General features: G+C 74.1%; 9 protein-coding genes. 3 read left to right on the forward strand and 6 right to left on the reverse strand.

Going from position 1 to position 12,462, the window contains the following annotated elements; genetic code table 11:
* The first annotated feature begins 2 nt into the window (after positions 1-2).
* Entirely contained in the window at positions 3-3,365 is a 3,363-nt protein-coding gene (locus tag ML5_RS06800) for an AAA family ATPase (RefSeq protein WP_013474185.1), read from the forward strand.
* Between the two features lie 45 nt (positions 3,366-3,410).
* Here the strand turns inward: ML5_RS06800 and ML5_RS06805 are convergent, their stop codons facing one another.
* Positions 3,411-4,265 carry an ABC transporter permease gene (locus tag ML5_RS06805; RefSeq protein WP_013474186.1) on the reverse strand — a complete coding sequence of 285 codons (855 nt, stop codon included), beginning with the start codon at positions 4,263-4,265 and terminating at the stop codon, positions 3,411-3,413.
* Positions 4,262-5,275: a daunorubicin resistance protein DrrA family ABC transporter ATP-binding protein gene (locus ML5_RS06810; RefSeq protein WP_013284309.1), complete on the reverse strand. Its 1,014-nt coding sequence runs from the start codon at positions 5,273-5,275 to the stop codon at positions 4,262-4,264. The genes ML5_RS06805 and ML5_RS06810 overlap by 4 nt, the downstream gene beginning before the upstream one ends.
* Before the next feature lie 353 nt (positions 5,276-5,628).
* Between ML5_RS06810 and ML5_RS06815 the strand changes: the two genes are divergently transcribed.
* Positions 5,629-7,176 carry a hypothetical protein gene (locus tag ML5_RS06815; protein WP_013474187.1) on the forward strand — a complete coding sequence of 516 codons (1,548 nt, stop codon included), beginning with the start codon at positions 5,629-5,631 and terminating at the stop codon, positions 7,174-7,176.
* 45 nt (positions 7,177-7,221) lie between these two features.
* Here ML5_RS06815 and ML5_RS06820 read toward each other — a convergent pair whose 3' ends face one another.
* The 4 genes from ML5_RS06820 to ML5_RS06835 form a co-directional block, all read right to left on the reverse strand.
* Positions 7,222-8,205: an aldo/keto reductase gene (locus ML5_RS06820; protein WP_013474188.1), complete on the reverse strand. Its 984-nt coding sequence runs from the start codon at positions 8,203-8,205 to the stop codon at positions 7,222-7,224.
* 107 nt (positions 8,206-8,312) lie between these two features.
* A complete protein-coding gene (locus tag ML5_RS06825) occupies positions 8,313-9,167 on the reverse strand; it encodes an aldo/keto reductase (protein WP_013284313.1) in 855 nt (284 codons plus the stop codon).
* A 117-nt stretch (positions 9,168-9,284) separates the two neighbouring features.
* A complete protein-coding gene (locus tag ML5_RS06830) occupies positions 9,285-10,460 on the reverse strand; it encodes an endonuclease (protein ID WP_013474189.1) in 1,176 nt (391 codons plus the stop codon).
* A gap of 40 nt (positions 10,461-10,500) precedes the next feature.
* Positions 10,501-11,478 carry a LysR substrate-binding domain-containing protein gene (locus ML5_RS06835; RefSeq protein WP_013474190.1) on the reverse strand — a complete coding sequence of 326 codons (978 nt, stop codon included), beginning with the start codon at positions 11,476-11,478 and terminating at the stop codon, positions 10,501-10,503.
* 38 nt (positions 11,479-11,516) lie between these two features.
* On the opposite strand from ML5_RS06835, the gene ML5_RS06840 reads away from it, so the two are divergent.
* The gene (locus ML5_RS06840) at positions 11,517-12,398 is read left to right on the forward strand and encodes a serine hydrolase (protein ID WP_013474191.1); all 882 of its coding nucleotides are present in this window, start codon (positions 11,517-11,519) and stop codon (positions 12,396-12,398) included.
* The last annotated feature ends 64 nt before the right edge of the window (positions 12,399-12,462 follow it).

A 12,462-nucleotide genomic window follows, 5' to 3' on the forward strand; every position in this document is an offset into this window, starting at 1 on the left:
TCATGGAGCCGAGGTTCGGCCAACACATCATCGGGCGGGAGCATCCCGCTGCGCTGCTGCGCGCCGAGGTGGCCCGGCTGGTCGACAGCCACGGCGGTCTCGTCCTGGTCACCGGCGAGCCGGGCATCGGCAAGACCACACTGGTCTCGGCCGCCGCCGACGAGGCCCGTCGCAGCGGGGCGCTGGTGCTCGGCGCCGCCTGCTGGGACTCCGACACCGCACCCGACTACTGGCCATGGGTGCAGGTCCTGCGGCGGCTGGCCCGGTCCGCCGACGACCGGCGCGGGGTGCGGGAGGCGGCCGACGCGGGCCTGGCGGCACTGCTCGGCGAGCGGGCGGCGGGTGACACCGCGGAGGCAACCGAGCCGGGCGACCCGACCGAGCCCGGCGACACGCACGTGGCCGAGCCGGGCGACGCGGGCCGGGCCGAGTTCGACAGGCACGACGCGGTGACCGCCGCCCTGGTCGCCGTCGCCCAGCACCGCCCGGTCGCCGTGGTCTTCGACGACCTGCACTGGGCCGACCCGGCGTCGCTGCGGCTGCTCCAGTTCGTCACCCAGCACGCCTGGTTCGAGCGGTTGCTGCTGATCGGCACCTACCGGGACGCCGAAGTCGAATCCGTCGAGCACCCGCTGCGGCCGTGGCTGCTGCCGCTCACCGCCAAGGCGACCACAGTCACGCTCGCCGGGCTCGATCGCGCCGAGGTGGCCGCGCTGATGGCCCGCACCGCCGGCCGGGAGCCCGACGCGAGCCTGGTCGCCGAGGTGCACCGGCGCACCGGCGGGAACCCGTTCTTCGTGGAGCAGACCGCCCGGCTCTGGCACACCCACGGCCTCACCGACACCGTCGCCCCCGGCGTACGGGAGGTGGTGCGCCGCCGGCTCGACCAGCTGCCCGCCCCGGTGGTCGAGGCGCTCACGATGGCCGCGGTGCTCGGCCGCGAGTTCGACAGGCTGACGCTCGCCGCCTGCGTACCCGCCCCGGTCGCGCAGGTCGACCGGTTGCTCGGCCGCGCCGCCGCGGCCCGGCTGGTGCTGCCCCGGAGCGACGGACGCTTCGTCTTCGTGCACGACCTGGTCCGCGAGACGCTCTACGACGGACTGGCCGACGACGATCGGCGGGCCCGGCACGCGGCTGTGGTCCGGGCCGTCGACCGGTCGGACGCGCTCGCCGGCGCGCTCAGCCCGGCCCACCTGGCCCGGCACGCCTGGCTGGCCGGCGCCGAGCTGGAGCCGGAACGCGCCGGTGACCTGCTGCTGGCCGCCGCCCGCGACGCCGGGGGCCGGATCGCTGTGGACGAGTCGGTACGGCACTACCGGCGCGCGCTGGAACTGACCGGCGAGCCCGGCCGGCGGGTCCGGGTGCTTTTGGAACTGGCCGGGCTGTTGCACCACGCCGGCCCACCGGCCGAGGTCGAGCGGCTGCTGGCCGAGGCCGCCGCGCTGGCCCGGGAACTGCCCGATCCCGGCGTGCTGACCCGGGTGGCGCTCATCGCGCACCGGCAGCACTCCGCCACCCGCCGCAGGCTCGACGCCGCCGAGCTGGTCCGGGAGGCGTACCGGCGGTTGATCGCGGAACCGGAGCCGGAGCGGCCGGTACGCGCGCTGGTCACCGACCTGATCACGGCCACCGAGACCCTCGCCCGGCACGGCCGCGACGACGAGGCGCTCACGTTCAGCCTGTGGGCCCGCCACGACACCACCTGGGGGCTCGGCACCGCGCACGAACGAGCCGTGGTGACCGCTGAGATCCGCGAGGTGGCCCGTCGTAGCGGCGACCGGGAGACCGAGCTGTGGGCCACGGCGCTGCGCTGGGTCGCGTTGCTGGAGCTGGGCGATCCGGGCTACCGGCACGAGCTGACCGCGTTCGTGACCGGCGCGCGACGCGGCGACGTGGCCCGGCAGCGGGTGGCGGCGACCGCGGACAGCGCGATCATCGCCGCGTTCCGGGGTGACCTCGCCACCGCCGAGGCGTGCTTCGCCGAGGCGGAGAGCTACCGCGAGTCGGCGCACTCCGACCACGCGTTCATGACGCACCACATGCGCTGGTCGGTGCTGCTGCTGTACGGCCGCCTCACCGAGGCCGAGGCGGTGCTCGACCGGGTGGGCGCCGCGCACCCGCAGGCCGAGCTGCTCCGGGCGATCACCGCCGCCGAGCGCGGCGACGCGGCCACCGTGCTTCGGCTCACCGCCGCGATCGAGGCCGCGGGCACCGCGTACCCCCGGTCGGTGTCGCCGCTGTGGCTGCGCCTGCGGGCGCAGGCGGCGGCCGTGGACGGCGACCCGGCCCGGTGCGCGGAGGTGCGGGCCGCCCTGGCCCCGCACCGCGGGCAGTGGACGGCGGCGCTGTTCGGGTGCGACATCGGTGGCCCGGTCGACCTGTGGCTGGCCATGGCGGACGCGGCCGAGGGCCGGTGGGACGACGCGATCGACTGTTACCGGGCGGCCCGGGACGCCGCGGACCGGCTGGGCGCCCGGCCCTGGTCGGTGCTGGCCCGGGCCGGGCTGGTGGGCGCGCTCGCCGGGCGCGACGGGCCGGGCGACGCGGCCGAGGCGTGGCGGCTGCGGGCCGAGACGGTGGCCGAGGCGCGGACGCTGGGCATGGTCCAGGTGGTGGACCGGCTGGGCGCGACGGCTCCCGCCCCGGCGGCGGCCTCCGCCGTGGTCGCGCCGGTGGCGGTCCGGCTCGGCGCGGGCGCCCCGGCTCTGGTCGCGTCGTCGTCGCCCGGCCGCCGCGCCGCGTCGGGTCTGTCCCGGGCGGGTGCCGTCCACGGCAACGCACGGCCGCCCGACCCCGGCGCGGGCGGCGCGGACGTGATCCGGCCCGAGTTCCGGCCGGACGGGCCCGTGTGGCGCCTCGCGTACGACGGCGTCGTGGTGCACCTGCCCGACGCCAAAGGGCTGCACGACCTGCGGCTGCTGCTGAGCCGGCCCGGCACGGACGTGCCCGCCGTCGAACTGCTCGACCCGGCGGCCGGCCCGGAACTCGCCGCCGCGCGCCGCCTCGGCGCCGATCCGGTGCTCGACGACGAGGCGAAGGCCCGCTACCGACGGCACCTGCGGCGGCTCGACGACGAGATCGACCGGGCTGCGACGCGCGACGACGGGCAGCGGCTGGCCGAGCTGGACGCCGAGCGCGCGGCGCTGCTCGACCAGTTGCGTGCCGCCGCCGGGCTGGCCGGGCGCAGCCGGCGTCTCGGTGACCAGGCGGAACGGGCGCGCAAGGCGGTGACCGGGCGGATCCGGGACACCCTGCGCCGCATCGGCGAGCGGCATCCGGCGCTCGCCGCCCACCTGCGCGAGTCGATCACCACCGGCGGCGCCTGCCGGTACCAGCCGGCCGAGCCGGTGCCCTGGTGGCTCTGACCGGCGAGGTGGCGGGGCCGTGTGGACCCCGCCACCGGTGTCACGTCAGCGACGGTTGTAGCGGTACATCGTCAGCGTGCCGAACACGACCACGAAGAGGGCGCTCCAGAGCAGCATCCACATGGTGCTCGGGCCGTCCATCGAGCCGGCCATCGCCGCTCGGACCGAGGTGACGAGCTGGGTGATCGGGTTGACCTTGACGAACGCCTGCAGCCAACCGGGCATGGTGGACGGGTCGACGAACACGTTGCTCAGGAACGTCAGCGGGAACAGCACCATCATGCTGGTCCCCATCACCGACTTCTCGCTGCGCAGCACCAGGCCGAAGAACGTCCACACCCAGGAGAACGCGAACGAGAAGACCACCAGCAGCCCGATTCCGGCCAGCACCCCGAGCAGCCCGCCGTCGGGACGGAAGCCGAGCACCACGCCCACGGTGAGGATGACCACGGCGGCCAGGACGTAGCGCAGCACGTCGCCGAAGATCATCCCGACGAGCGCCGACGGCCGCCAGACCGGCAGCGTGCGGATCCGGTCGAAGACGCCCTTCTCGATGTCGCTGTTGAGCCCGATCCCGGTGTACATGGTGATCATCACGACGCTCGTGACCATGATGCCGGGCAGGAAGAACTGGAGGTACGCACGCGGGCTGTCGGCGAGCGCGCCACCGAACAGGTACGTGAACATCAGCACCATGATGATCGGGAACGCGGTCACGTCGAACAGCTGCTCGGGCACGTGCTTGATCTTCAGCAGCGCGCGCCAGCCGAACGTCAGCGACGCCGACAGCGCGCCGGGCCGGGCCGGCCGCTCGGCCGGGGCGAGCACAGTGGCCAGCGCCTCGGCGGACGGCATGTAGACGGACGGCGCCCGCCCGGTGGTGATCGCGGTGTCGCTCATCGCGCCGTCTCCAGTTCGTCGTCCCGCTCGTCCGCCGGGACGGCCGGGTGGTCGGTCAGGGCCAGGAAGACCTCGTCCAGGCTGGGCTGGCCGAGGGAGAAGTCGTCCACCACGATGCCGGCGGCGGCCAGCTCGCCGAGCGCCCGCGCCGCCTGCGTACCCGCCTCCAGGTCGGTGCCGTGCTCGCCGACGCGGGCGGTCAGCGCCGCCGGGTCCGCGGCGAGCTGCACCGGTACGCCGAGCGACGCCCGCAGCACCTGCTCGGCCTGCGGCCGCTGCCCCGGATCGCGCAGCCGGATGTGGACGCTGCCCGCGCCGATCGACGCCTTCAACTCGCCCGGGGTGCCCTCCGCGATCACCCGGCCGTGGTCGACCACAGCGATCCGGCCGGCGAGCTGGTCCGCCTCGTCCAGGTACTGCGTGGTCAGCAGCACCGTCGTGCCGTACGCCACCACAGCCCGCACGATCGCCCACACCTGGTTGCGGCTGCGCGGGTCCAGCCCGGTGGTCGGCTCGTCGAGGAACAGCAGGTCCGGGGTGTTGAGGATGCTCGCGGCGATGTCGATGCGCCGCCGCATCCCGCCGGAGTACTTCTTCACCTGCCGTCCCGCCGCCTCGGTCAGCCCGAACGCGGCGAGCAGCTGCTCGGCCCGGTCCCGGGCGCCGGACCGGCCCAGCCCGAGCAGCCGGCCCAGCAGGACCAGGTTCTCCGCCCCGGTCAGGTCCTCGTCCAGCGAGGCGTACTGGCCGGTCAGGCTCACCCGGGAGCGCACCGCGTCGGCGTCACGCACCACGTCGTGTCCGAAGACCCGGGCCGTGCCGCCGTCCGGGCGCAACAGCGTCGCCAGCACCCGTACGGCGGTGGTCTTCCCGGCGCCGTTCGGGCCCAGCACTCCGTAGACGGTGCCGGCGGGAACCCGCAGGTCCAGCCCGTCGAGTGCCCGGGTCGAACCGAAGGACCGGACCAGGCCCTCGGCCTCGACGGCCAGGCCGGTGTTCCGGTTGCTCATGAATCGCTACCTCTCCTCGTCGGTGTTCTCGACAGCCGTACGGGTGTGCCGCCCGACCGATCGCCTGTTTCAACGAGGCCGGGAAGCTGTGGTGTTGTGCCGGCCTCACCCCGAAGGCGCCAGACGGCCCGCCAGATCCGATCTGGCGGTGGCGATTCCCGGCCGACGACGGCCGGTACGGGAGGAAGGCGGGGTTATGACCGTTCCCGCAGCAGCCCGCCGGATGACCGATCGTGGACAGTGCTTGATCGATCGCCTGCCATATGCTGCGCCGGCATCCGACGCACGGGGGCGCGTCCCGGTTGTGGTTACGCGGACGCCTCTCTGCGCATTGAAACCGAGAGGGGTCCACCGTGTCCATCGTCCGAAGAGTGCTCGGCGCACTCGCCGTGGCGGCCCTGGCCGTCACCGCCGCACCCACCGCCGCCGGTGCGGCGGCGGATCCGGCAGGCGTGCTCCACCTGACCGTCAGCAGGCTCGACGGCAGCCCGGTCGCCGGTAACGTCGCCGTGACGGCCGCTGACAGCAGCTACGACAAGGACCTCCTGCCGCTGGACGAGTCCGGGCAGCTCAGCGTGGAGGTGCCGGCCGGCGACTACAAGATCGCTGTCACCCCGGTGTACAGCGACGGCCAGGACGACGAGGTGCTCAGGCAGTGGGTGCCGGGCCGGACCAGCTGGGCGCAGGCCGGAACGGTCCGGGTGTCCGCGGGGGACACGACGGAGGTCTCCGAGCGCCTGCTCGCGCCCAGCGGGTCGACCCTGCGGGCGCGCGACGCGGTCACCGGCGCCGCGGTCGACGGGCTGTGCGTGTTCCTCGACCCCCGGCGCAATCCGTGCGGCGACACCCGGGTGACCGTCCCGCCGCTGATCCCCGGCCCGCAGGAGGTGTGGGTCTACACCCGCGACGACACCCACCTGCCCCGCTACGCCACGGTGAACGTCCTGGCCGACGGCAGCGGCACCGCCGTGGTCGTCCTGACCCCGGCCGCGAACGTGGTCTCCCGGGTGGTCGACGCGGCGACCGGCGCGCCCGTCGCCGGGGCCTGTGTGACGCCGGCACCCGCCGGTACCGGCGAGCTCCCCGACAACCCGGGACGGTACTGCTCCGACGCCTCCGGGAACGTCCGCGTCGGCCTGGTCGCGGCCGGCTCCTGGAACCTGCTCGCCCGCCCCGCCGGCGGATCGGCGTACGGCGCGCAGTGGGTCGGCGCGACCGGCGGCACCGGCGACGCGAAGCAGGCCCGGGTGGTCACCCTCCGGGCCGGGCAGACGGTCACCGTGCCCCCGATCCGGCTCGACCGCGCCGGTGTCGTCACCGGCACCGTGACCAGCGCGGCCACCGGCAGGCCGGCGACCTCCGGCGCCGTGACGCTCGCGCCCGAGTCGGGCTTCTTCCCGGATTGGGGTGTGAAGCTGGACACGCAGGGCCGCTACCGGATCGACTGGCTCGGCCCGTACGCCTGGCCGCTGCTGTTCACCACCGCCGACAACGCCGCCCAGTGGTCCGGCGGGTTCGCCCTGCGCGGCAAGGCCGTGCCGGTCACGGTCCGGGCCGGCGCCACCACCGTCTACAACCTCGCCGTGCGGCGTGGCGTCCTGGTCACCGGCCGGCTCGTCGACCCGGAGGGCCGCCCGGTGGTCGCCGAGCTGACGGTGCGCAACGCGCGTACCCGTGAGGTCATCGGCTATTCGTTGGATCTGGATCGCGACGGCGAGTACGCGCTGCGCGTGCTCGGCCCCCAGCCGGTCACCGTGGCGTGGCTGTGGACGCCGCCCTACGTCCTGTACGCCGGCTGGTACGACGGCGCGGCCCGCCCGGCCGACGCCACCGAGGTGACCCTGCCGGGCACCGGCACCCTGCGGCTCGACGTCGCTGTCGACCGGTTCCCCGCCGGTTGAGCGGCACGGGCCGGGTGGCGTGCGAGCCACCCGGCCCGGCGCCGGTCAGCGCGCCGAGTCCAGCCGGGTCCGCTGGTCGGCGGTCAGCTCCAGGTCGACGGCGGCCAGGCTCTCCTCCAGCTGCGCCACCGAGGAGAAACCGACGAGCGGGATCGACGGGATGTCCCCGCCCGTCAGCCAAGCCAGCACCACCTGGTTGACTGTGGCGCCGGTCTCGGCGGCCACCGCCCGCAACGCCGCCAGCCGGGCCGGGGTGGCGGGCACCACGTACTCCTCGCCGAGCCGCTCCGGCCGGACGTACGCGCCCTTCAGCAGCGGCGAGTACGCGACCAGCGTGAGCTGCGGCTCCGTGCGCAGGTAGCTGAGCAGGTCGGGGCCGACCCAGCCGACGTCGCCGTCCGGGTCCAGCTCGCTCGGCACGTCCAGCCGCCGGGGCAGGTAGCTGCGGTGGTACTGGAGCACCTCGTACCCGGGCAGGCCGGCCGCGGCGGCGAGCGCACGGGCCCGCTCGACCCGCCAGGCGCGGTGGTTGCTGGCGCCCAGCAGCCCCACCGTGCCCTCGGCGACCAACTCGGCGAAGCCCTCCACGGTCTCCCGCATCGGGATCGTCCGGTCCTCGATGTGGGCGTAGAGCAGGTCGATCCGCTCGACGCCGAGGCGCTCCCGGCTGCGCTCGGCGGACTCGCGGATCACCTTGGCCGACAGCCCTTCCGGGTTGTCCACATAGCTGGTGCCGGGCGCGAGCGGACGGGCGCCGAGCTTCGTGGCGATGACCACCTCGCCGCCGATTCCGCGGCTGCGCCGCCAGCGGCCGAGCAGCTCCTCGCTCTCGCCACCCTGGCCCCCGTTGTGCCAGAAGGCGTAGTTGTCCGAGGTGTCGATGAAGGTGCCGCCCGCCTCGACGTACCGGTCGAGGATGGCGAACGAGGTGGCCTCGTCGGTGGCGGTGCCGAACAGCATCGCGCCGAGGCTCAGCACACTGACCTCGCGACGCGTGGCCGGGTCCGTGCCGATGGTGCGGTAGCGCATGTCTTCCTCCCCGTCGGAGCTCTGCCGGTCACCCTGCCCCTTCGAGTGCGCGCGAAGTCAACAACGGAGGGGCCCCGGGATTCCGGGGCCCCTCCGACGCGTGACGCTCAGCTCGGGATGTAGTCGAACTCGTCCGGGTTCGGGCCCGTCCGGCCGGCCTCGCCCCGGTCCAGCGAGGTGAGCCGCTCCATCGCGGTGTCGTCGAGCGTGAAGTCGAAGATCGCGAAGTTCTCCTCGATCCGCTTCGGCGTGGTCGACTTCGGAAAGACGATGTCGCCGCGCTGCACGTGCCAGCGCAGCACCACCTGGGCCGGGGTCCGGTCGACCTGCTCGGCCACGTCGACGACTGTCGGGTCGTCGAGCACCTTGCCCTGCGCGATCGGCGACCACGCCTCGGTGAGGATGCCGTGCGCCTTGTCGTACGCCCGCACCTCCTCGTTGCCGAGGTAGGGGTGCGCCTCGATCTGGTTGACCGCCGGCACCACGTCCGCCTCGGCGGCCAGCCGCTCCAGGTGGGCGACCTGGAAGTTGGACACGCCGATCGACCGGACCGTGCCCGCGTCACGCAGCTCCTCCAGCACCTTCCAGGTGGAGACGAAGTCGCCGTCGTAGCGGGTGGGCAGCGGCCAGTGGATCAGGAACAGGTCCAGGTAGTCGAACTTCAGCTCCCGCAGCGACTGCTCGAACGCCTTGCGGGCGTCGTCCGGGCGGTGGAAGCCGTTGTTCAGCTTGCTGGTGACGAAGACCTCGCCGCGGTCCAGCCCGGAGGCACGCAGCGCCTGACCCACCTCGGCCTCGTTGCCGTACATCTGGGCGGTGTCGATGTGCCGGTAGCCGACCTCCAGCGCGGTGCCGACGGCTCGCGCGGTGTCCTTCGGCTCGATCTGGAAGACGCCGAAGCCGAGCTGCGGGATGGTGTTGCCGTCGTTGAGTGCGATGTCCGGAATGTCGTTCTGGGCCATGAGAGCCTCATCTCCGATCGTGCGGTGCCCGGGGGCGCGTCCGTGCCGACCGCCCCCGGCCGTGCCAACCGGATGTCTCTACCCGCTCGCGACGCTTCCTCACATCGGGGACGAGCGTCAACCCCAGATCGACCGTGCCCACTCGGGGTGGTCGACGAACGGGTTGCGGTTGCCCTGCCAGCGCTCGTAGATGCGCTGGTTGCGGCGCTTCTCGAAGGCGTCCGGCGGATCCTGGTCGTTCCAGGCCAGCAGCTTCGACAGCCGCCCGAGGCGGGGCGCGGAGCCGTTGGAGACCGAGTCGTTCGGTTCCAGGTCCGGCCAGCCGTCGCCACCCTCGTACCGGATCGCCATGTAGAGGATCATGCGGGCCACGTCGCCCTTGACCGCGTCGCGCGGCTCGAACGAGTCGGCGTCGGTGTAGCAGCCGGGCGCCTCGGCCACCGTGCCGCCGCCCGAGTCGAAGTCCTTGTTGCCGCGCGACGAGTTGACCGACACGTCCTCCGGGCGCAGGTGGTGCACGTCGGTGCCGGGCCCGGTGGCGGTGCCGAAGTCGCCGTGCGACTTGGCCCAGACGTGCTCCCGGTTCCAGTCGTTCGCGCCGCCGCCGTTGCTCGTCTTGCTCTGCGACCGTCCGCTGTAGAGCAGGACCACGTTCGCTGGGTTGGCCGGATCCTGGTCGGTGTCCTTGAGCGCGTCCCACACCTGGTCGTAGCTGAGCTTCGTCTGCACCTTGATGATGCCGTGCAGCGCGGTGCGCAGCGCCGGCCCGGTCTTGCCGGCCGCGGCCGCGTAGTACGCGTCCGGCCCGGTGGTGCCGGTCGGGCTCGGGGTCGGCGTGGGGCTCGGCGTGGCGCCGCCGCCGAGGCTCATCGCGGTCGGGTTCTTCAGCCCGCCGTGGCTGAAGTACGCGGTGAGCGCGCCGGTCGCTGTCACCTGCCGCCCTCGCAGCGACGGGTTGGTGAGCAGCCCGAAGGTGCTCCGCCAGGCGGCCGTCACCTGCACGTACAGCATCCGGCCGGTGCCGGTCTCACCGGCCTGGTCGGCGAGGGCGATCGCGGTGTCGGCGGTGAAGCCGGACGTGAGCACCGTGTTGGTGGCGGTGGGCTGGCCGATGACGTAGCCGGTGACGGTGGCCGTCCGGCCGTCCTGGGCGGCGAGCGCCTGAGCCACGGTCAGGGGTGTCGCGGCCGACGCGGCGCCGGTCACGCCGAGCGGGATACCGACCGCGACGGCGAGCACGACCGCCGCGATCAACCGCCCGGGTCGCGAGCGGGTGACACGCTTCATATTCATGATCAGCGATGTTAGTCGGATCGAGGTGAACTGCGGGAGGTCAGCGGGCCAACTTTTCGTCCCGGCCGGCCTCGAACAGCACCGGCCACGGCCGGGCCGCCGGGGCGAGGAGCGCCGGCCCGCCCGGTTCGTCGGGCGCGGCGAGCGTCTCGGTGGCGAGGTGGCCGAACATCGGCGCGGCCGGGTGCGCCGCCCGGATCGGCCAGGCCGCGGAGATCCGCCGGACCAGCGGCGTACCGGTGATCGGTCGCCACGCGACACGTGGTTCCCGGCGGGCCAGCGCGGCGGGCTCGACGGCGACCGCACCGCCGGCCAGGAGCAGACCGAACAGGAACTCCGGGTTGCGCGCGGGGCGGACCCGGGCCGGGGCGAAACCGTGCTGCCGGCACACGGTCAGCAGATGCTCGTGCCAGCCGGGCGCGGTGACCGGTGGCGCGGTGACCAGATCCATGCCGGCCAGATCGGCGAGCGCGATCTCCCGCGGCCGGGCCAGCGGCGAGGCCCGGGGCAGCAGCACACCCACCGGTACGTCCACCGGCTCGCCGAAGCGCAGCCCGGCCCCGTCGACCGGATGGTGCAGCAGGCCGACGTCCAGCCGCCCGTCCGCGAGCATCCGGTGCTGCTCGGCGCTCGTCAGTTCGTGCAGGTCGAGGGCGAGCCCGGGCGCGCGGGCCGCGAGCGCGTCGAGCAGCGCGCGCAACGTCACGGCCGGGGTCTCCGGGGGTACGCCGGCGCGCAGCACCCCGAGCGCGCCCCGGCGGACCCGATCGGCGAGGTGACGCAGCCGGCGTTCACCGGCCAGCAGCTCGTCGGCCTCGCCGAGCAGCAACTGGCCGGCGGTGGTGAGGCCGACCTGGCGCTGTGACCTGTCGAACAGGGTGACGCCCAGCTCCCGCTCCAACCGCTGGATCGACTGGCTCAGCGGCGGCTGTGCCATGCCCAGCGTCTCGGCGGCCCGGCCGAAGTGCAGTTCCCGGGCGACCACCACGAAATGCCGCAGGTGCCGCAGCAGGTCCATCCGGGCACCCTAGCGTCGCCGCTGGTTACCGTGTCGGCGTGGATGTGGCGGAACGGATCGGGGAGATCTTCGGGCGGGCCGGGGTGCGGGGGTGCCTGCACGTCGTGGACGTGGACGACCCGGCCGGCGGTGAGGTGGCGCTGCGCGCCGACGAGCAGATCGTCATCGCCTCCATCTTCAAGATCATGGTGGTGCTGGAGTTCGCCCGGCAGGCGGCCGCCGGCCAGCTCGACCCGACCGAACGGGTGCTCGTCGGTGCCGCCGACCGGCTCGGCGGCTGGGGCGTGGCCGGCTGCGCCGACGACGTGGAGGTCTCCCTGCGCGACCTCGCGTACCTGGCCATGTCGGTGAGTGACAACACGGCGGCCGACCTGCTCCTGCGCCGGATCGGGGCGGACGTGCTGCCGATGCTGGCCGCGGAGCTGGACCTGCCGCGTACCCGGATCGTCGGCGGCCCCCGGCAACTCGTCGAGACGATGCTCTCCGACGTGGGCGCACGCACCGAGGCGGACTTCGCGCGGATCTTCCCCACCCTGTCGCCCGAACGGGTCCGCGCGATGCGGGTCTTCGACCCCGAGCACACCAGCTCCAGCACCGCCCGGGAGCTGACCCGGCTGCTGCGTCTGGTGTGGCGGGACGAGGCCGGCCCGGCGCCCGCGTGCGCCATGGTCCGGGAGCTGATGGCACGGCAGCTCTTCTGGACCCGGCTGGCCGCCGGTTTCCCACCCGGGGTCCGGGTCGCCGGGAAGACCGGCACCCTGCCGGGACTGCACCTCGAAGCCGGCGTCGCGGAGTACCCCGACGGCCGCAGGTACGCGATCGCGGTGGCGGTACGCACCGAACGGCTGGCCGCCCGCCGGATCGACGTGGACCTGGCGATGGGGGAGGCGGCCCGGACCGCCGTCGATTCATTGCGTTGATCCAGGCCGGGCCACCGGCCTGGCCTGCGGTGATATCGGTCCGGATATCGGTCGTTGCGCTCGT

Source organism: Micromonospora sp. L5, from assembly GCF_000177655.2.
GTDB lineage: Bacteria > Actinomycetota > Actinomycetes > Mycobacteriales > Micromonosporaceae > Micromonospora > Micromonospora aurantiaca.

Bases quoted from the DNA above. Each gene is read 5' to 3' on its own strand.
- ML5_RS06810 (WP_013284309.1), bottom strand. From the start codon at position 5,275: ATGAGCAACCGGAACACCGGCCTGGCCGTCGAGGCCGAGGGCCTGGTC.
- ML5_RS06800 (WP_013474185.1), top strand. From the start codon at position 3: ATGGAGCCGAGGTTCGGCCAACACATCATCGGGCGGGAGCATCCCGCT.
- ML5_RS06835 (WP_013474190.1), bottom strand. From the start codon at position 11,478: ATGGACCTGCTGCGGCACCTGCGGCATTTCGTGGTGGTCGCCCGGGAA.
- ML5_RS06805 (WP_013474186.1), bottom strand. From the start codon at position 4,265: ATGAGCGACACCGCGATCACCACCGGGCGGGCGCCGTCCGTCTACATG.
- ML5_RS06820 (WP_013474188.1), bottom strand. From the start codon at position 8,205: ATGCGCTACCGCACCATCGGCACGGACCCGGCCACGCGTCGCGAGGTC.
- ML5_RS06830 (WP_013474189.1), bottom strand. From the start codon at position 10,460: ATGAATATGAAGCGTGTCACCCGCTCGCGACCCGGGCGGTTGATCGCG.
- ML5_RS06825 (WP_013284313.1), bottom strand. From the start codon at position 9,167: ATGGCCCAGAACGACATTCCGGACATCGCACTCAACGACGGCAACACC.